We start from the raw sequence: 18705 nt of genomic DNA, 5'->3' as shown, positions 1-18705 counted from the left end.
TCTTACGGGAATCTGGAGAGACATCATGAATCATCGTTTTCTGGTCGGGGGATTGATCCTGCCGGTATTGGTGCTGGCGTTGGCCGGGTGTGGCCGCGACGATGCCGCCGACGACGCGGTCGTCGATGCACCCACGCAGCCGGAGGCGGGCAGCGCGCAGGCACCCCCAGTGGATGCCCCGGCGGCCGAGGTGATCGTGCAGCAGGTCTGGACCCGGGCGGTACCGCCCAACGCGCCGGTCGCTGCGGGCTACCTCACGCTCATCAACGGCACGCAGTCGATGACCGCCTCCTCGAGGTCCGCAGCGAGGCCGCGGAGCGCGTGGAGATCCACGAAATGGTGAGTGCCGGCGATGGCACGATGCAGATGCGCGAGGTGGAAGGAGGCCTCCCGCTTCCCGGTGGAATTTCGGTGGATCTGCGGCCGGGTGGCCTGCACTTGATGTTCTTCGGCCCCGATACCGCGCGCTGGCAGGCCGGTGAAGGCATTCCGGTGACGCTGGTTTTCGAGGGCGTGGGTGAGCGCGAGGCGCGGATGGACGTCTATGCCCCCGGCGAGGCACCTGCGGATGGCGCCTTGCGCATGCGCGGCCCCGATGCCGCTGGAGACGACGAGGAACACCACGACCATCACGGGCACTGACGCGTGGGCCACGCCGTTCGTGGCGAGGGCGGTGGGGGCGACGCCGGGATCGGGCCTTCGGAACAACCGCCTGCGCCGCGGTTCCTTGACGCCCTTGCACTGTGGTGGAAGCTGGGCTGGTTGAGTTTCGGCGGTCCTGCGGGCCAGATCGCGCTGATGCATGCCGAGCTGGTCGAGCGCCGTGGCTGGGTGTCGGAATCGGCCTTCCTGCACGGTTTGAACTATTCCATGCTGCTGCCGGGGCCGGAGGCCACGCAGCTGGCCGCCTACCTGGGCTGGCGCCTGCACGGGGTCTGGGGAGGCGTGGTTGCCGGTGGCCTGTTCGTGCTGCCCGGGGCACTGGTCATCGCCGTGCTGGCCTGGGTCTACATGAGCTTCGGTGATGTGCCGGCCGTGGCCGGCGTGCTGCTCGGGCTACAGGCGGGCGTGCTGGCGATCATCGCCCAGGCCGTCATCCGCATCGGCAAGCGGGTCCTGCGCGGCCCCCTCGCAGTGGGCCTGGCGGTTGCGGCGCTGTTTGCGATCGGCGTGCTGTCGGTGCCTTTCCCCATGATCATCGCCAGCGCGGCGCTGGTGGGGTGGCTGGTGGGACGCTTTCGGCCCGCCTTGCTGCCGCAGCCCGCGGTGCACGGGGCGGCAGGGCCGGCCGGGGAAGTGTCCGGCCCGTCACGCAGCCTGCGCTGGTCGCTGGGGCTGGCCGTGATCATCCTGCTGGCGTGGTGGCTGCCTGTGGCTGCGGTGGGCATCGGCCTGGGCACCGACAGCACCGGCTTCGCCCAGGCGCTGTTTTTTTCCAAGGCCGCGGTGGTGACCTTCGGCGGAGCCTATGCGGTGTTGCCCTACGTCGCCCAGCAGGCGGTGGAGGTGCACCAGTGGCTGGCCCCGGGGCAGATGATGGTCGGCCTGGGGCTGGCTGAAACGACGCCGGGACCGCTGATCCTGGTGCTGGAGTTCGTCGGCTTCGTCGGCGGCTGGCAGCAGCCCGACCTGGCGTCCCCGCTGGTCTCGGCCCTGCTGGGCGCCGCCATCACCGTGTGGGTGACCTTCGTGCCCAGTTTCCTGTTCGTGCTGCCGGTGGCGCCGTGGATCGAGCGCCTGCGCGAGTGGCCGGCCGCGAACGCGGCACTGACGGCGATCACTGCCGCCGTGGTGGGGGTGATCGCCAATCTGGCGCTGTGGTTCGGCTGGAGCCTGCTGTCGGCCGCGGATGCCTGGACGGTGGCCTTCGTGGTGTTGCTGTCGAGCGTGATGTTCGCCGGCCTGGTCTGGCGCGGCTGGTCGGTGCTGTGGGTCGTTCCTGCCTGTGCCGCCGCCGGCCTGCTCTTCGGAGCCGTTGCCGGCTGACGGGGGGCGCCGGTTCAGGGCGCCTCGGGCTTGAGCCACTCCATCCGCCAGCTCGCGCCGGGCTCGCCCAGCGCGTCGCGCAGCGCCTGCAGGGCCGGGTCGATGCGCCGGTCCACCTGCCAGGGCGGGTTCACCAGCAGCATGCCACTGCCATTGAGCCGCAGCGGCGAGTCGTCCGCACGCACCAGCAGTTCCACGCACAGGACCGATTTTGCCTGCAGGCGCGCGGCGCGGCGGAAGAAGCCATGCAGCTCGCGGCGCCGCTTGATCGGATACCACAGGGCGTAGCTGCCCTGCGGCCAGCGCGAGAGCGCATCCTTGAGCGCATCCATCGCGGTGTCGAACTCGGCCAGCTGGGTTTCGTAGGGGGGGTCGATCAGCACCAGTCCCCGTCGCGGCATGGGCGGCAGCAGGGCGTGCATGGCCTCGTAGCCGTCGCGACGGTGCACGCCCACGCGCGGGTCGCTCCCCAGCAGGTCGCGAAGCGCATCGGCTTCCTCGGCCTGGATCTCGCAACACGCCAGGCGGTCGTCGGCGCGCAACTCCGAGGCGATCAGCCAGGGTGACCCCGGGTAGGTATCGGCGTCGCCCGCCTGCGCGGCCAGTTCATCGACCACCTGCAGGTAGCGCGCGATGGCCGGCACCTCCAGCACGCGGGCGGGGGCTTGCCGCAGCCGGGCGATGCCGCTGTCGGCTTCGCCGGTCTTGCGCGACTGCGTTCCCGACAGCGGGTAGCTGCCGCGGCCGGCATGGGTGTCGAGCACGGACAACGGCTTGGGCTTCGCCAGCAGCGCGTCGAGAACGGCCAGCAGCACCACGTGCTTGAGGACGTCTGCGTGGTTGCCGGCATGGAAGCCGTGGCGGTAGTTCATGACTTCAGGGACTGTGGTCGGTCGGTGGGACCCAGTATGGTGGATCACGCCGCGCGTGTGTGCGCGGCGATGGGGCGTGGGATCTCTTGGAGGGAATCGATGGCGGCTACGGTGAGTGGGGCGGGAAGCGCGCGGGCCCGGCGGGTGTGGGGGTGGACCTGGCGCGGGTTGCTGGTGCTGTTGCTCCTGCTGGTGCTGCTTGTCGCGCATACGGTGTGGTTCAAGCCGCTGCGCATCAACTGGTTCTACGAGCGCGTGTTCATCGAGTTCGCCCTCGACGATCCGGAACTGCTTTCCAGTCTCCGCATCCTCCCTTCGTGGCTGGACTTCCACTCCGACAAGCTGACCGACCGCTCGATAGCGCGCACCCGGGAAAGCCAGCAGCAGATCCGTGACGCGCTGGAGATGCTCCACCGCTACGACCGCGAGCAGCTCGACGAGGCGGGCAGGGAGTCCTACGACATCCTCGACTACTTCCTGGGCATCCAGGTCGAAGGCGAGCCGTTCGCGTTCCACAACCACCCGCTCAACCAGCTCTTCGGCATCCAGAACGGCCTGCCGACCTTCCTCGCCACCCAGCATCCGGTCGAGCGCACGCGCGATGCCGAGAACTACATTGCTCGCCTGAAGCAGTTTCCGGTGGTGTTCGCGCAGGTGCACCAGGGCCTGCGTTATCGCGAACAGCAGGGCATCGTTCCACCACGCTTCGTCATCGAGAAGGTGTTGGAGGAGATGCGCGGGTTCGTCGGGGCGGGCGTGGAAGAGAACATCCTCTACACCTCTTTGGTAGAGAAGCTCGACAGGCTTCCCCAGGACAGGATCGGCGAACGCGAGCGCGAGCGCATCCTGGAGCGTGTCAGGACGGCGATCGAGATCGATGTGTTCCCCGCCTACAACGGCCTGGTCTCCTACTACGACGCCTTGCTGCCGCGCGTGCGCGGGAACGATGGCGTCTGGGCGATGCCCGAGGGGGAGGCCTACTACGAATGGCTGGTGCGCATGCACACCACCACCGACATGACGCCCGACCAGGTGCACGAGTTGGGCCTGGTCGAAGTCGAGCGCATCGAGCGCGAGATGGATGTGATCCTGCGCGCCGAGGGATTGGCGTCGGGTACGGTCGGCACGCGCGTGGATCGCATTTCCCGCCGGCCCGACCAGCTCTACCCGGACACCGACGAGGGTCGCGAACAGATCATCGCCGACTTCCAGCGCCTCATCGACGAGATCGATGCCGGCATGGACGACTGGTTCGACGTGCGGCCGGCCGCGGCGATGCGGGTGGAACGCGTGCCCGCGTTCCGCGAGGCGACCGCCCCCGGGGCCTACTACAACGCGCCGGCCTTCGACGGGTCGCGCCCCGGTGTGTTCTACATCAACCTGCGCGATGTCGGCGAGATCCCGCGTTTCTCGATGGCTACGCTGGCCTACCACGAGGGCGTTCCCGGCCATCATTTCCAGGTGGCCCTGAAGCAGGAGCTGCGGGGCGTCCCGACCTTCCGCAAGTTGCTGCCGTTCACCGCCTACTCCGAGGGCTGGGCACTCTACGCCGAGCGTCTGGCCAAGGAGGCGGGCTTCATGGAGGATCCGCTGGACGACCTGGGTCGCCTGCAGGCGGAGATGTTCCGCGCGGTGCGGCTGGTCGTCGACACCGGCCTGCACCACCAGCAGTGGACGCGCGAGCGCGCCATCACCTACATGCGCCAGAAGACCGGGATGCCGCAGGGCGACGTGGTGGCCGAGATCGAACGCTACCTTGTCATGCCCGGCCAGGCCCTGGCCTACAAGGTCGGCATGGAGCACATCCTGATGCTGCGGGGCCGGGCCCAGGCGGCGCTGGGCGATGACTTCGACATCCGCGAGTTCCACAACGTCGTCCTGCTCGGCGGAGCAATGCCGATGACGCTGTTGGAGCAGCGGGTGGATCGTTGGATTGCGTCACGGGCGGATTCGCCGTAACCGGCGTGCGTGTGTCGACCGGCGCACGCGAAAGCCTGCACAGGTACGTGTGGACTGTTCTCGAAGTACGCGACGGTCAGGCGACCGGCAGTATCCACAACGAGGCGCTGCCCAGTGCCAGCGCAATGAGCGTGGCGGCGACCACGTCGCTGGGATAGTGCAGTCCCAGGACCACCCGGGAACACGCCACGCTGAGCGTGAACGGCACCAGCAGGAGCGCCAGCAGCGGGTAGTGGGCGATCGCGACCGTGCTGAAGGCGACCGCGTGGAGCGTGTGGCCGGAGGGGAAACTGAACTCGTCGAGTGCCGGCACCAGCGCCAGGATGCGCCGATCGCTTGCGTAGGGCCGGGGGCGCCGGGTCCAGCGCTTGAGCACGGTGTACAGCGTCAGCGCCGCCAGGCCGGTCGCGGCCATGTGGGTCGAGGCCACCAGGCCGGCATAACCGTCGATCACCACGATGGCCGCCATCAGCAGGTACCAGATCATGCCGTCGCCAAGCCGGCTGACCCGGGTGAAGTAGCCGCGGACCGGCGATGTCCGGCACCAGCGATTGGCGGCCAGGCACAGGTTCGCTTCGTGGCGCAGCAGGCGGGTGGACGGGCTCATGCGGCATTCTCCCTGCGGTCGGTCCGGGCGAGCCCGGCGAGGATGTCCTCGAACTGGCGCGACACCGAGGCCGGACAGAGCCCCTCCACGCTGTGCCGGCCGACCCGTGCCAGTTGTGCGCGGGTCGCGTCGTCGCTGGCGAGTGCCACGGTGGCCCGCGTGAAGGCCGCGGCGGCATCGACCTCGATCGCCCGGCCGTTGATGCGATCGCGGATGTGTTCGCGGGCTGCCCCGTAGTCGTAGGCCACCGTGGCCACTCCCGAGGCCATCGCCTCCAGGGTGACGTTGCCGAAGGTTTCCGAGGTGCTGGGGAAGGGGAACAGGTCGGCACTGGCGAAATGCCGGGCGAGGTCGTCCCCACGACGAAGGCCTGCGAAGATGAAGTCCGGGTTCTCGCGTTGCAATGCGCCCCTCGATGGACCATCGCCCACCCAGATGTAGCGGGCGTCCGGACGCTGGGCCTGGAGCGCACGGAACGTGGACACCGCGAGCGAAAGGTTCTTTTCCGGCGCGATGCGGCCCACGTGCACCACGGCCAGGTCGTCTTCGGCCAGGCCCCATTCCTTGCGCAGCCCGAGGTCGCGGCGGGACGGATGGAAAAGCGTGGTGTCGACCGCGCGGCTGAGCTTGACCACGTTGAGGAAGCCGCGCGAGGCCAGGAACCCGGCGAGCTGGTCGGTGGGCACCAGCGTGGCGGCACCCTGGTTGTGGAAGCGCCGCAACCAGGAGAACACGGCCGGGGTGAGGAAGCCCATGCCGTAACGGGCGGCGTAGTCGTCGAAGCGGGTGTGGAAGCCGGTGGCCGCGGGTATCGCGAGCCGGCGCGCGGCGCGCAGCGCGGACCATCCCAGCGGCCCCTCGGTGGCGATGTAGATCGCATCGGGTCGCTCCCGCGCCCAGCGGGCCCTCAGCGCCGCGGTGCAGGGAAGCCCGAAGCGCAGGCCGGGGTAGCGCGGTACGGGTGCACTGCGTACCAGCACGGTGTCGGGGTCCTGCGCCGGATCGTCACTGCGTCGCGGCCTTGCCAGCTCGACGGCGTGGCCCAGGTCGCGCAGGCCCTGCTCCAGCGATGCCACCGTCAGGGCGACGCCGTTGATCTCGGGCGGATAGGTCTCGGAAACGATGGCGAAGCGCATGGGCGGGCTCCAGGTTGAGCCCATGCTGAACCGGACAGTTGAAGCCGCCATGACGCCTGGATTACGGTTGGGTGACTGGTGCCCGGGACGACCCGGGTGCCGCATGTCTTTGCTCGGGGACGACCCCACCTGGAAAGGAGAGGGGTCATGTCCTGGATCGTGTTGTTGCTTGCCGGCGCCTTCGAAGTGGTCTGGGCCGTCGGGCTCAAGGTGTCCGAGGGGTTCACCCGTCCCATCGCGTCGCTCACGACGGTACTGGCGATGGCCGTCAGCGTCGTGCTGCTGGCGATGGCGATGCGTAGCCTGCCACTGGGCACGGCCTACGCCGTGTGGACCGGTATCGGTGCGATCGGAGCGTTCACCGTCGGCGTGGTCTGGTTCGCAGAGCCGCTGACGCCGGCCCGGGTGCTCAGCGCCGGCCTGATCGTGGCCGGCATCGTGGGGCTGAAGCTGTCCAGCGCCTAGGCGCGGTTGCCGCCGATGTGGAGCTTCAGGCCGAACGGCGAGAGCAGCTCGCGCTCGGTCTCCAGGTCGGTGCGCGTCAGCGGATGCTGGTCCAGCCAGTTCGAGGACAGCCTCAGCGAGGCCTGGTGCAGGCCGACTTCGAGGCCCAGCGCGGGCAGCGGTGCGCGGTCGTGGCTGCGGTGCAGCAGCACCGCCAGCCGCAGCAGCGGAATGAGCTTCATCGCCACCATGGCCTGGCGCTCGGGCAGCGCCCGGATCGACTCCATCGGGATGGCCCGCCGCTGGCAGCGCACCAGGGTGGCCAGAAGCTGCTGCTCGTTGCGCGTGAAGCCGGCGATGTCGGAGTGCTGCACCAGATAGGCGCCATGCTGGTGGTGCTGGCTGTGCGCGATCGCCAGGCCGACTTCGTGCACGCGCGCAGCCCAGGCCAGCATGTGGCGGTCCTCGACATCGAGGTCCCAGGGCTCGGCGGCCTGCTCGAACAGGGTCAACGCCGCGGCCTCGACCCGCACCGCCTGGGTTTCATCGACACCGTAGCGGCGCATCATCGCGTTGACCGATCCCTCGCGCGGGTCGTGCGCGGTGGCGCGGCCGACCATGTCGAAGAGGATGCCTTCGCGCATCGCGGTCTTGGATATCTCCATCGCCTCGATGCCCAGTTCGTTGAACGCCGCCTCCAGCACCAGCAAGCCGCCAGCGATGACCGCGCGCCGTTCCGGGGGCAGGGCGGGAAGGTCGATCGCATCGATGTGGTCGGCCCTGAGCAGGCGGTCGCGGATCATCGACACCGCCCGCGCGGTGATGAGCCCCTGCCCCTCCTCGTCGAGTCGGGCGGCGATCTTCCCGATCGTCTTGATCGTCCCGGAAGAGCCGATCGCCCCGTTCCAGCCCAGGTGGCGGTAGGTCGTGGCGAACTGCTGGAACTCCGCGGAGATCTCGGTCAGCGCGTCGTTCCACTTCTTCGGCGACAGCCGGCCGTTCCCGAAGAAGCGGCGGGTCGTGCCGACGCAGCCCATCTGCAGGCTTTCGCGTTCCAGCGTGTCCAGGTTCTCGCCGATGATGAACTCGGTCGAGCCACCGCCGATGTCCATGACCAGGCGGCGATGTCCGCCATTGGGCTGGCCCTGCAGCACGCCCAGGTAGATCAGGCGCGCCTCCTCGCGACCGCTGACCACCTCGATCGGGTGGCCCAGCGCAGTCTCGGCCGGCAACAGGAACGCCTGCGGGCGGCGCAGGGAGCGCACGGAATTGGTGGCGATGGCCCGTACCCGGTGGTGGGGCAGGTCGCGAACCCGCTGGCCGAAGCGCGATAGCGCATCGAGCGCACGCTGCATCACGTCGGGGCGCAATCCCCCGCGCCCGTCGAGACCCTCGGCCATGCGCACCATGTCGCGCAGCTTGTCGATCCGGCGCGCTTCACCCAGCGTGTAGCGCGCCACCACCATGTGGAAACTGTTGGAACCCAGGTCGACGGCGGCCAGAAGTTCGTCGTCCTTGAGCGCGGTGGTCGAGTCAGGCATTCGTCGGGCTCAGTTGCACAGCTTGGCCAGCAGGGCCTGCTGGGCCGAATGGGGCATGGCGCCGTCCTCGGGCTCCAGCCGCGCGTAGCTGCCATCCGGCTGCAGCGCCCAGGCGTGGGTGTTGTCGGCGAGGTAGTTTGCCAGCTCCTCCTCGTAGACGCGTGCGAACAGCTCCGGGTCGAGGATCGGGAAGCAGGTCTCGACCCGGCGAAGCAGGTTGCGTTCCAGCCAGTCGGCACTGGAACAGAACAGCTCCGGCTTGCCCTCGTTGCCGAAGAAGTACACGCGCGAATGCTCGAGGAAGCGGCCGATGATCGAGCGCACGCGGATGTTCTCCGACACACCAGGCACGCCGGGGCGCAGGCCACAGGCACCGCGTACGATCAGGTCGATCTGCACGCCGGCGCGCGAGGCGTCGTACAGCGCGTGGATCACCTCGGCCTCGTTGATCGCATTGAGCTTGGCGATGATCCGCCCCGGCTTGCCCGAACGCGCCAGCGCCGCCTCGCGCGCGATGCGCTTGAGCAGGCCCGCGTGAAGCGTGAACGGGGATTGCAGCAGGCAGTTGAGCTTGATGAGCGGGGCGAGGCCGGAGAGCTGCTGGAACAGCTGGTGCACGTCGGCGGTCACCGTCGGGCGCGCCGTCATCAGTCCGATGTCGGTGTACACCTTCGCCGTGCCGGGGTGGTAGTTGCCGGTGCCCAGGTGGGCGTAGCGGCGCAGGCCCCCCGGCTCGCGGCGCACGATAAGCATCATCTTGGCGTGGGTCTTGTAGCCCACCACGCCGTACACGACCTGCACGCCGGCTTCCTGCAGCTGGTCGGCCAGGCGGATGTTGGCTTCCTCGTCGAAGCGCGCGCGCAGCTCCACCACCACCGTGACGTCCTTGCCGTTGCGCGCGGCCTGGATCAGCTTCTCGACCATCGGCGAGTCGGCGCCGGTGCGGTAGAGCGTCTGCTTGATCGCCAGCACGTTGGTGTCGGTGGCCGCCTGCTGCAGGAGCTCGAGCACCGATGAGAACGAGTCGAACGGGTGGTGCAGGAGGACGTCGCCCTCGCGGATCGTGTCGAAGGGGCTTTCCGCATCGAAATGGTTCTGGCGTGGCTTGAACGGCGGGAATTTCAGCTCCGGCCGGTCGACCAGGTCGTAGACCTGCGTGACGCGGTTGAGGTTGACCGGGCCGTTGATGCGGTAGAGCGCGGTCTCGGGCAACTCGAAGTTCTTCAGCAGTTCGGCGGTGATCGCCTTGGGGCAGTTCTCCGCGATCTCCAGGCGCACCGCGTGGCGGAATCCGCGACCGGCCAGTTCATCCTTCAGCGCATGGGCGAGGTTCTCGACCTCCTCCTCGTCGACGAACAGCTCGGAGTTGCGGGTGACACGGAACTGGTAGGCACCCTTGACCTGCATGCCGGGGAACAGCTCGTCGACGAACGAGGACAGGACGCCCGAGAGCAGCACGAAGTCGTGCTCGCCGCCCGACACCGAGGCTGGCACCTGGATGATGCGGGGCAGCGAGCGCGGCGCACGCACGATCGCGAGGTGGCCGGCCCGACCGAACGCATCCTTGCCCTTGAGCACCACGACGATGTTGAGCGACTTGTTGAGGATGCGCGGGAACGGGTGTGCGGGATCCAGGCCCAGCGGCGAGAGCACCGGCAGGATCTCGTCGCGGAAGTATTTCTGCAGCCAGCGCTTCTGGCGCGCATTCCACGCCGCGGGGCCCAGGATGCGGATTCCCGAGTCGGCCAGCGAGGGGCGCAGCACGTCGTTCCAGTAGCGGTACTGCTGCTCGACCAGGTCGGCGGCGCGCTGGTGGATCGCCTTCATTGCCAGGGTCGGCGGCAGTCCGTCCGGGGACAGGGGGCCGCCGAACTGCAGCTGGTGGCGCACCGCCGCGACCCGGATCTCGAAGAACTCGTCGAGGTTCGTGCAGGAAATGCACAGGTAGCGCAGGCGCTCCAGGATCGGAACCCGCTCGTCCATCGCCTGGGCCAGCACGCGGAAGTTGAACTCGAGCTGGGACAGCTCGCGGTTGAGGTACAGCGCGGGCTGGTCGAGGTCGAGCGCTTCCCCGGGTCCCGGTGCCTCCGGTGCCTGCGGGGGAAAGCTTGTCGGGGGCTGGGCTTTGGTCATGGTCTGTCGCGCAGGGAATATCGGGGTGTGGGGGAATGAAGGACCAGCTTAGCCCACCGGCACGCGGCCCGGGCCGCGGGCGGCCTCAGGCCAGGGCATCGTCGTGCTCGCTGCGCTCCAGCGCGCGCTCGGGGCCGAAGACGACGCGGAAGGTGCTGCCGAATCCCACCTCGCTCTCGATCTCCAGCCGTGCCTGGTGCAGCGCGAGCACGTGCTTCACGATCGACAGTCCCAGCCCGGTGCCGCCGGAATCCCGGCTGCGACTGGTGGACACGCGGTAGAAGCGCTCGGTGATGCGGCCAAGGTGCTGCGGGGGGATGCCGTTGCCGGTATCGGATACCTCCAGCGACAGGCCACCGTCGGGCGTGTCGCGCAGGGAGATGCCGATGCGGCCGCCATTGGGGGTGTAGCGCACCGCATTGGTCACCAGGTTCGAGAACGCGCTGTGCAGCTCCTTCGTCGAGCCGCACAGGTCCAGCGAGGTCTCGTCGCTGATGCTCACGGTATGGCGGCCCTGGCTCAGGGCATCCGCTTCGCGACGCAGCGTCGCCAGCATCGACGCCATGCTGACCGATTCCTCCGGCAGGCGTTCCTGGGCCTCCAGCCGCGACAGGGTCAGCAGGTCCTCCACGATCTGGGTCATGCGCTGGGACTGGTGGCGCATCTCCGTGAGCATCGGTGCCCAGTCGGGCTTTTCCTCCGGTTCCAGAAGGTCCAGGTAGCCGTGCACCACGGTCAGGGGCGTGCGCAGTTCATGCGAAACGTTCGCCACGAAGTCGCGCCGCACCTGCTCCAGGTGCATCAGCTTGGTGACGTCGCGTACCACCAGCAACCACTGGTCGTCGAAGTAGGGGATGAGCCGGTAGCTCAGTCGCATCGTGTCGTCGACGGGCGCGGGCATGTCCATGAGCGGCTCGTCGGTGCGGCCGGCACGCAGCCAGTCCACCACCTTGGGCGTTCGCACCACGTGGGTGAACGCCGCGCCCATGTCGCGCGGGTAGTTCATTCCCACCAGGCGCTGCGCGGCCTCGTTGAACCAGCGCACCCGGAGGTGGGCGCGGTCCATCACGATGACCGCGTCGGGCAGGGACGCAGCGGCCTCGCGGTAGGCACGCAACATCGACAGCAGCCGGCGCTTGCGCATGCGGGTCTCGCGCTGGCGCTGGTAGAGCAATGCCTCGAGTTCGGACCAGGCACCCCAGCCTTCCGGCGGAGTGAAGCGACGCTGGTAGCGCAGCCGTTCCACGATGTGCGCCAGGCGCACCAGGCTCCAGGCGGCCACTGCGGTGGATGCGATGGCCACGCCCATCCACAGTTCCCCCGCGACCGCCGCCGGCACCACCACGAGGGTGTAGACGAGCAGGAGCCGGTAGAAGGTATGCCGCCAGTGGCGCGCCGCGATCAGTCGCATGACTGCGAGAACCGGTAGCCCGCCCCCCGCACGGTCTGCACCATGCCATCGAGCTGGTACGGCTCCAGGCTCTTGCGCAGGCGCCGGATGTGCACGTCGACGGTGCGCTCCTCCACGTACACGTTGCCGCCCCAGACGTGGTCGAGCAGCTGCGAGCGCGAATACACGCGCTCGGGGTGGGTCATGAAGAAGTGCAGCAGGCGGTATTCGGTCGGCCGATGTGGATCGGGGTGTCGCCGGCGTGGACGCGATGCGCCGCGCCGTCGATGCGCAGGCCGCCGATGCTGACGCTGCCGTCCTCCTCGTCGCCGCGCGAACGCCGCATGACGGCGCGGATGCGCGCCAGCAGTTCGCGGGCGGAAAACGGCTTCACGACATAGTCGTCGACCCCGGCATCGAGGCCGCTGACGCGGTCGTTCTCCTCGCCCCGGGCGGTCAGCATGATGATCGGGATCTCGCGGGTGAGCTCGTCCTTGCGCCAGCGCCGTGCCAGCTCCAGGCCGCTCATGCCCGGCAGCATCCAGTCCAGCAGGATGAGGTCGGGGACCCGCTCGGCGATCGCCGACTGGGCCTCGCGCATGTCGCCGGCATGCACCGGCTCGAACTCACCCTTGCGCAATGCGAAGGCGACCATCTCACGGATCGCGGGCTCGTCGTCGACAATCAGGATGCGCTTGTGCACGCTCGTTTCCCATGGCTGGTTGGTCTGCGTGCCAGTAGATAACAGTTTTATGTCTGTTTCGTGACCATGCCGTCCTAGCCGCGCGGGTCCGAGCGCCTGCGCCCGTCCGGGCCGATGCCCTGGCGCTGCATCTCCAGGACGATCGGCGTCACCTCGGTGATGCGCGCATCGATGCGCGCGCGCTGGACGTAGTCGAGGTCATTGCGCTGCTGCAAGCCCCGCAACTGGTTCAGTGCATCCTCGGCGCGACCGTTGAGGAAGGCCACTTCCGCGTGCGCCTCGGCGGCGCGGATGTCGTCGCCGGCCAGTTCGCTGGCCCGGGCGAGGATGCGCTGGTAGCTGAAGTCGGCCGCCGAGCTGCGCGCGATCGGGCGCAGCAGGGTCTGTGCGCGCACGCCGGCCTCGCGGGTTCCCGTCTCGTTGAGCGCCTGGGCATAGGACAGGGCGACCGCGAGGTTGTTCGGCATCGACCGGTGCAGCGACTCGTAGGTCTCCACCGCCGTGGCATGGTCGCCCGCCTGGTGCTGGGCCTCGGCCAGCGCCAGGGTCAGCCAGTGGTCGGTGGGATGCCGCTCGATCAGGGACTGCAGCTCCGTCACCGCCGCTTGCGCCTGGCCATGGCGGATTCGCGCAAGGGCATAGCCATAGCGCTGCGCATCGCTGAGGCCGTCCGGAGACCGCTCGCCTATGCGCCGGTACTCGTCCACTGCTTGAGGGGGGGAGGGGGCGGTGAGCACCCTGAGCCGTTCACGGGCGAGGTCGAAGCGATGCGACTGGCGGGGGCCGCCCAGCACGTCGCGGTCCAGCGCCAGGCCGGCCGGGAGCAGCGGATGGCTATGGCCGGCGCGGCGCGAGGAAAAGTCCCGCGGCGGATCCTGGCGCATGCGCTGGGCCCGGTCCCGCGCTTCGCTGATCCGGTTGGTGGTGACCGGGTGGGTCCGGAGGAACTCCGGCACCCCGCCTTCCCCCCCGCCTGCCCGGGAGATCCGTCCCATGCGGCCGAAGAAGCCGGCCATCGCGTCGGGATCGTAGCCCGCGCGTGCCAGCGTCTGGATCCCGAGTCGATCGGCCTCCTGCTCGGCAGCGCGCGTATGGTTGATCTGGCGCTGCATCATCAGGCTCATGCCACTGGCGATCGCTGCCTGTGCCCCGTCGGCGCTGCCTGCGGACTGCGCCGCGATGGCGCCGGCCAGCATGCCCAGCAGGATCGGGATCTGGTCCTTCTGGGCCGCCTCCACCGAACGCACGATGTGGCGCTGGGTGACGTGGGCGATTTCGTGCGCCAGGACCGCAGCCACCTCGTCCTCGCTTTCAGCGGTCAGCACCAGGCCTGCGTTCATGCCGATGTAGCCGCCCAGGGTGGCGAAGGCATTGACCTGGCGCGAGCGGATCATGAAGAACGTGTAGTCGCTGCCGGAGTTCTCGGTCACCGAGGCCAGTTCGAAACCCAGTGAATTCAGCCAGCCATCCAGCAGCGGGTCATCGAGCACCCACCCGTAGCGGCGCAGTTCGCGCAGGTACATGGCCCCGTACTGGGCTTCCTGGGCCGGGGTGATCAGCGTGCCGGCGGAAGAGCCCATGTCGGGCAGCCGGACGCCTGCTGGGCCCGGGCATCGGGTCCGGCCAGAAGGGCGCCTCCGCAGACGAGTCCGGCGGCAAGCAGTGACAGCAGGGGCATGCGCAAGCGGGTGTTCTCCATCGTGGGCGAGGCTAGCATGGGGCCGGGGGGCGCCCGTGTAGTGAACGGGCAGTGACCACGGGTGGGTTGTGCGTTCCGGGGGGTGTCAGTCAGGGACCTGAAGGCCCGCACTGGAAAAGTGCCGGGCCGGCTACCATATGGGTTGGACCGCCGTTGTTGCCGGAGAGTTTCCTTGAGCCTCGTGACGATCTATTCCACCGCCATCTGCCCCTACTGCGTGGCAGCGAAGAACTATCTCACCCACAAGGGGGTGGGATACCAGGAAGTCCGCATCGACCTCGACCCGGCAGAGCGAAAGAAGATGCTCGAAATGTCCAAGCGCACCAGCGTGCCGCAGATTTTCGTCGGCGACACCCACGTGGGTGGCTACGACGACCTGGTCCGGCTCGACCGCGAGGGCGGGCTCCAGCCGCTGCTGGAGAACGCAGGATGAGCGCCGCCGACAGCGAGGCCGACCGCGTCGCGGAATTCACCGCGTTCCGCAAGCGCATGAACGAGCGGATCCTCGCGGAGGACAACCAGGTCGTGCGCAGGTTCTTCGCGCTCGACACGCAGACCTACCGCGAGGGCGCGCTGGACCACAAGACCAAGGAGCTGCTGGGTCTCGTCGCGTCCATGGTGCTGCGCTGCGACGACTGCATCAGCTACCACGTGGCCCAGTGTCGGCAGGCCGGCGCCAGCCGTCAGGAGCTGTTCGAGACCTTCAGCGTCGCGCTGGTCGTCGGCGGGTCGATCGTGATCCCGCACCTGCGTCGCGCCGTGGATTTCCTCGACCGCATCGAGCAGGGCGAGGGCGCGCCCGAAGCCCCTTCCCACGAGCACTGACGCGCGCGCCCCGACAGGGTGGCGGGCGGGCTGGAAGCAGGGCGCCAGCGGGCTGTTGGCTGCAGGAAGGGGGCATTTCAGGCATAATTGAACGGATTTGTGGCGGTCATTGCCGCCACCCTTTCCCCGCCTGAAACACGGAAATCCCTTTATGAAGCAGAAGATCGCGGTCATCAGCGGCGACGGCATCGGCCCGGAGATCATGGAGGCCACGCTGCACGTCCTGGACGCGCTCGGCGCGAACCTCGAGTACGAGTACGTCGACGCCGGCATGGTGGCGTTGGACAAGCACGCCGAGCTGCTGCCGGCGGCCACGCTGGAAGCGATCAAGCGCAATGCGATCGCGCTCAAGAGCCCGCTGACCACGCCGGTCGGAGGTGGTTTCAGCTCGATCAACGTGCAGCTTCGCAAGCATTTCGACCTCTACGCCAACGTGCGTCCGGCCATCACGTTCCCGAACACCCGCTCGCGCTACGAGAACATCGACCTGATCACGGTGCGCGAGAACACCGAGGGCGCCTACATCGGCGAGGGTCAGACCCTTTCCGAGGATGGCGAAGTGGCCACGTTGCAGCAGGTGGTGACGCGCAAGGGGTCCGAGCGCATCGTGCGCTACGCCTTCGAGATGGCGCGCCGGATCGGTCGCAAGAAGGTGACCGTCGTGCACAAGGCGAACATCCTCAAGACCACGTCGGGCCTGTTCCTGAAGGTGGCCCGCGAGCTGGCCGCCGAGTACCCGGACATCGAGTGCAACGAGATGATCGTGGACAACACCTGCATGCAGCTGGTGATGCGTCCCGAGCAGTTCGACGTGATCGTCACCACCAACCTGTTCGGGGACATCGTCTCCGACCTGTGCGCCGGTCTCGTCGGCGGCCTGGGCCTGGCGCCGGGCGCGAACATCGGCCACGACTGCGCCATCTTCGAGGCCGTCCACGGTTCGGCGCCGGACATCGCCGGCCAGGGCGTCGCCAATCCCGTGGCGCTGATGCTGGCGGCCGCGCAGATGCTCGACCACATGGAGAAGCTCGACGAGTCCAGGCGCCTGCGCGCCGCCATCGTGGCGACGATGGAAGCGAAGGACAACCTGACCCCCGACCTGGGCGGCAGCGGCAACACGATGGGCTTTGCCAAGGCGATCGCCAGCCGCGTCTGAGCGCGACAGCCCGGGAGTGTCGCGGAAGGGGCGCCCATGGCGCCCCTTCCTTCGTTCAATCCCCGGAGCGCAGGCGCCAGAAGTGGTCGAGTACGGCGACCGTGCCGCGACCGGGGCGATAGGCGTGCCTCAGTGCCCCGTGCACGTAGTCCGCCGCCTCGCCGCAGGCGTCGGCAAGCGACAGCCCCAGGGCCAGGTTCGCCGCGATCGCCGATGCCAGGGTGCATCCGGTGCCGTGGCCTTCCACGGCCAGGCGCTCGTGCTCGAACTCGTGCAGCGCGTCGCCATCCTGCAGCCGGTCGATCATCGGGCCTTCCCCGATGTGCCCGCCCTTGAGCAGCACCGCAGGACAGCCGAAGCCGAGCAGTTCGACCACGGCGGCCTCGGCGGATTCCGCGTCGATGGCCTTGCCCAGCAGCAGTTCGGCCTCCGGGATGTTGGGCGTGACCAGCGTCGCGATCCGCAGCAGGCGCTCGCGCAGCGCGTCCAGCGCATCGGCCTCCAGCAGGCGGGCGCCGGAAGTGGCGACCATCACCGGGTCGACGACGAGGTGCTTCGGCCGGTGCCGCTCGAGCGCATCGGCCACCGCCTCGATCACCGCGGCATTGGCCAGCATGCCCAGTTTCACCGCGCGCACGTCGAAGTCCTCGAAGCAGGCGTCGATCTGGGCACCCAGGAACTCCAGCGGAGGCACGTGCACGGCAGTGACGCCGCGCGTGTTCTGGGCCGTCAGCGCCGCGATCACGCTGAGCCCGTGCAGGCCGTGCGCGGCGAACGTCTTCAGGTCGGCCTGGATGCCCGCACCACCGCCGGAGTCCGATCCGGCATGGTGAGTACCGATGCCGCGCGCACCATGGCCCTACAGCGCCTCGGAGGCGAAGTCGGCCAGGCGCGAGCGCTCGCCACGCTTGAGCGAGATGTGGGCGCTGTGCTTCCACTTGGCGAATCGGTCGACCGCGAATGTCAGGCCCGACGTCGTTTCGGTCAGGTAGGGCGTGTCGATCTGCTCGACGTTGCCCAGGCAGACGATCTTGGTGCCGGGGCCGGCACGGGTGATCAGCGTCTTCATCTGCTTGGGCGTGAGGTTCTGGGCCTCGTCGATGATCAGCCACCGGCTCAGGAACGTGCGCCCGCGCATGAAGTTCATCGCACGGATCTTGATCCGGCTGGCCAGCAGGTCGTTGGTGGCCTGGCGGCCCCAGGTGCCGCCTTCCTGGTTGTGGGTGAGCACTTCCAGGTTGTCGGTCAGCGCGCCCATCCACGGCGTCATCTTTTCCTCTTCGGTGCCGGGCAGGAAGCCGATGTCCTCGCCTACGCTGACCGTGGCACGGGTCATGATGATCTCGCGGTAACGCTGCTGGTCCAGGGTCTGCGCCAGACCGGCCGCCAGGGCGAGCAGGGTCTTGCCGGTGCCGGCGGTGCCCAGCAGCGTGACGAAGTCGATCTCCGGGTCCATCAGCGCATTGAGCGCGAAGTTCTGCTCGCGGTTGCGCGCCAGGATGCCCCACACCGCGTGCTGGTTGCTGCGGTAGTCGTCGACGATCTGCAGCACGGCCTTGTCGCCGGTGTGCTCGACCACGCGCAGCTCGACCGACTCGTCCCCGGGCAGGTAGACGAACTCGTTCGGATGCCATTGCTCGTTCTCGCCCGTGGCGATCTCGTAATAGGTCCGGCCCTTGTCGGTCCAGCTCTTGAGGCTGTCCTTGTGGCTTTCCCAGAAGTCCTCGTCGAGCTCGTTGTAGCCGGAGTAGAGCAGGCTGAAATCGTCCAGCGCCCGGTCGTTCTCGTAGTCCTCGGCATCCACGCCGCAGATCGCGGCCTTGATGCGCAGGTTGATGTCCTTGGACACCAGCACCACCGGCACATCCGGGTTGGCCTCGCACAGCGCCAGGATCGAGGCCAGGATCTGGTTGTCGGGCAGCACCGTCCCGAACTTGCGGTCCACGGCCACCGGCTGGGTCTGGAACAGCAGCTTGCCGCTGCCGGCACCGAGCTTGATCGCATCGGGCCGGTCCAGGCTCAGGCCGGTCCCGATCTTGTCGGTGCCGTCGGTCACGATCAGCTCGTTGATGAAACGGCTGACCTGGCGGGCGTTTCGTGACACTTCGGACTGGCCCTTCTTGGCCGCGTCGAGTTCCTCCAGGACCATCATCGGGATGAAGACGTCGTGTTCCTCGAACCGGTAGATCGCGGTCGGGTCGTGCATCAGCACGTTGGTGTCGAGCACGTAGATGCGCTTGCTTCGGGTCATCGG

17 protein-coding genes and 1 pseudogene are annotated in these 18705 nt (G+C 68.4%); 8 read left to right on the top strand and 10 right to left on the bottom strand.

Annotation, left to right across the window (positions count from 1 at the left end):
- Nucleotides 1–25: 25 nt before the first annotated feature.
- Genes FU658_RS15305 through chrA form a run of 3 tightly spaced genes read left to right on the top strand, consistent with a single transcriptional unit; the run spans nt 26 to nt 1986 of the window.
- Nucleotides 26–343 carry a copper chaperone PCu(A)C gene (locus tag FU658_RS15305; RefSeq protein WP_255505522.1) on the top strand — a complete coding sequence of 106 codons (318 nt, stop codon included), beginning with the start codon at nt 26–28 and terminating at the stop codon, nt 341–343.
- Nucleotides 322–642: a copper chaperone PCu(A)C gene (locus FU658_RS09600; protein ID WP_255505521.1), complete on the top strand. Its 321-nt coding sequence runs from the start codon at nt 322–324 to the stop codon at nt 640–642. Before FU658_RS15305 ends, FU658_RS09600 begins: the two co-directional genes overlap by 22 nt.
- 3 nt (nt 643–645) lie before the next feature.
- On the top strand, nt 646–1986 hold the full coding sequence (gene chrA / locus FU658_RS09595; RefSeq protein WP_147891882.1) for a chromate efflux transporter: 1341 nt from the start codon (nt 646–648) through the stop codon (nt 1984–1986).
- 14 nt (nt 1987–2000) lie between these two features.
- Here the strand turns inward: chrA and FU658_RS09590 are convergent, their stop codons facing one another.
- Entirely contained in the window at nt 2001–2858 is an 858-nt protein-coding gene (locus FU658_RS09590; protein ID WP_147891881.1) for a 23S rRNA (adenine(2030)-N(6))-methyltransferase RlmJ, read from the bottom strand.
- Between the two features lie 111 nt (nt 2859–2969).
- On the opposite strand from FU658_RS09590, the gene FU658_RS09585 reads away from it, so the two are divergent.
- Nucleotides 2970–4817 (top strand): DUF885 domain-containing protein, encoded by a 1848-nt coding sequence (locus FU658_RS09585; RefSeq protein ID WP_222708403.1) that lies wholly within the window; start codon nt 2970–2972, stop codon nt 4815–4817.
- Nucleotides 4818–4893: 76 nt separating this feature from the next.
- Here FU658_RS09585 and FU658_RS09580 read toward each other — a convergent pair whose 3' ends face one another.
- Nucleotides 4894–5424, bottom strand: a complete 531-nt coding sequence (locus tag FU658_RS09580) for a phosphatase PAP2 family protein (protein ID WP_147891879.1) — start codon at nt 5422–5424, stop codon at nt 4894–4896.
- Entirely contained in the window at nt 5421–6560 is a 1140-nt protein-coding gene (locus FU658_RS09575; RefSeq protein WP_147891878.1) for a glycosyltransferase family 4 protein, read from the bottom strand. Before FU658_RS09575 ends, FU658_RS09580 begins: the two co-directional genes overlap by 4 nt.
- Before the next feature lie 147 nt (nt 6561–6707).
- Here FU658_RS09575 and sugE point away from each other — a divergent pair, with 147 nt between their 5' ends.
- Entirely contained in the window at nt 6708–7025 is a 318-nt protein-coding gene (sugE, locus tag FU658_RS09570; RefSeq protein WP_147891877.1) for a quaternary ammonium compound efflux SMR transporter SugE, read from the top strand.
- Here the strand turns inward: sugE and FU658_RS09565 are convergent.
- The 5 genes and pseudogenes from FU658_RS09565 to FU658_RS09545 form a co-directional block, all read right to left on the bottom strand.
- Entirely contained in the window at nt 7022–8545 is a 1524-nt protein-coding gene (locus FU658_RS09565; RefSeq protein ID WP_147891876.1) for a Ppx/GppA phosphatase family protein, read from the bottom strand. The genes sugE and FU658_RS09565 overlap by 4 nt on opposite strands.
- Before the next feature lie 9 nt (nt 8546–8554).
- A complete protein-coding gene (gene ppk1 / locus FU658_RS09560; protein ID WP_147891875.1) occupies nt 8555–10678 on the bottom strand; it encodes a polyphosphate kinase 1 in 2124 nt (707 codons plus the stop codon).
- 85 nt (nt 10679–10763) lie between these two features.
- The gene (gene phoR, locus FU658_RS09555) at nt 10764–12089 is read right to left on the bottom strand and encodes a phosphate regulon sensor histidine kinase PhoR (protein WP_147891874.1); all 1326 of its coding nucleotides are present in this window, start codon (nt 12087–12089) and stop codon (nt 10764–10766) included.
- Nucleotides 12080–12771: pseudogene (phoB, locus tag FU658_RS09550) on the bottom strand (phosphate regulon transcriptional regulator PhoB). The gene phoR and the pseudogene phoB overlap by 10 nt, the downstream one beginning before the upstream one ends.
- A 74-nt stretch (nt 12772–12845) precedes the next feature.
- Entirely contained in the window at nt 12846–14351 is a 1506-nt protein-coding gene (locus FU658_RS09545; protein WP_147891873.1) for a M48 family metalloprotease, read from the bottom strand.
- 261 nt (nt 14352–14612) lie between these two features.
- Between FU658_RS09545 and grxC the strand changes: the two genes are divergently transcribed.
- The 3 genes from grxC (at nt 14613) to FU658_RS09530 (ending at nt 16451) form a co-directional block, all read left to right on the top strand.
- Complete coding sequence (gene grxC, locus FU658_RS09540; protein ID WP_147891872.1) at nt 14613–14903, top strand: glutaredoxin 3; 291 nt, start codon at nt 14613–14615, stop codon at nt 14901–14903.
- Complete coding sequence (locus FU658_RS09535) at nt 14900–15295, top strand: carboxymuconolactone decarboxylase family protein (protein ID WP_147891871.1); 396 nt, start codon at nt 14900–14902, stop codon at nt 15293–15295. The genes grxC and FU658_RS09535 overlap by 4 nt, the downstream gene beginning before the upstream one ends.
- 151 nt (nt 15296–15446) lie before the next feature.
- Nucleotides 15447–16451 carry an isocitrate dehydrogenase gene (locus FU658_RS09530; RefSeq protein ID WP_147891870.1) on the top strand — a complete coding sequence of 335 codons (1005 nt, stop codon included), beginning with the start codon at nt 15447–15449 and terminating at the stop codon, nt 16449–16451.
- 55 nt (nt 16452–16506) lie between these two features.
- Here the strand turns inward: FU658_RS09530 and thiD are convergent, their stop codons facing one another.
- Complete coding sequence (gene thiD / locus FU658_RS09525; protein ID WP_147891869.1) at nt 16507–17292, bottom strand: bifunctional hydroxymethylpyrimidine kinase/phosphomethylpyrimidine kinase; 786 nt, start codon at nt 17290–17292, stop codon at nt 16507–16509.
- A gap of 18 nt (nt 17293–17310) precedes the next feature.
- Nucleotides 17311–18702, bottom strand: coding sequence for a PhoH family protein (locus FU658_RS09520; RefSeq protein ID WP_147891868.1), 1392 nt, complete (start codon nt 18700–18702; stop codon nt 17311–17313).
- Nucleotides 18703–18705 lie beyond the last annotated feature (3 nt).

It is taken from the genome of Alkalisalibacterium limincola, from assembly GCF_008017755.1.
Lineage (GTDB): Bacteria > Pseudomonadota > Gammaproteobacteria > Xanthomonadales > Xanthomonadaceae > Alkalisalibacterium > Alkalisalibacterium limincola.
Note: the sequence above shows the minus strand (reverse complement) of the source record. Positions and strands in the feature narration are given on the sequence as shown.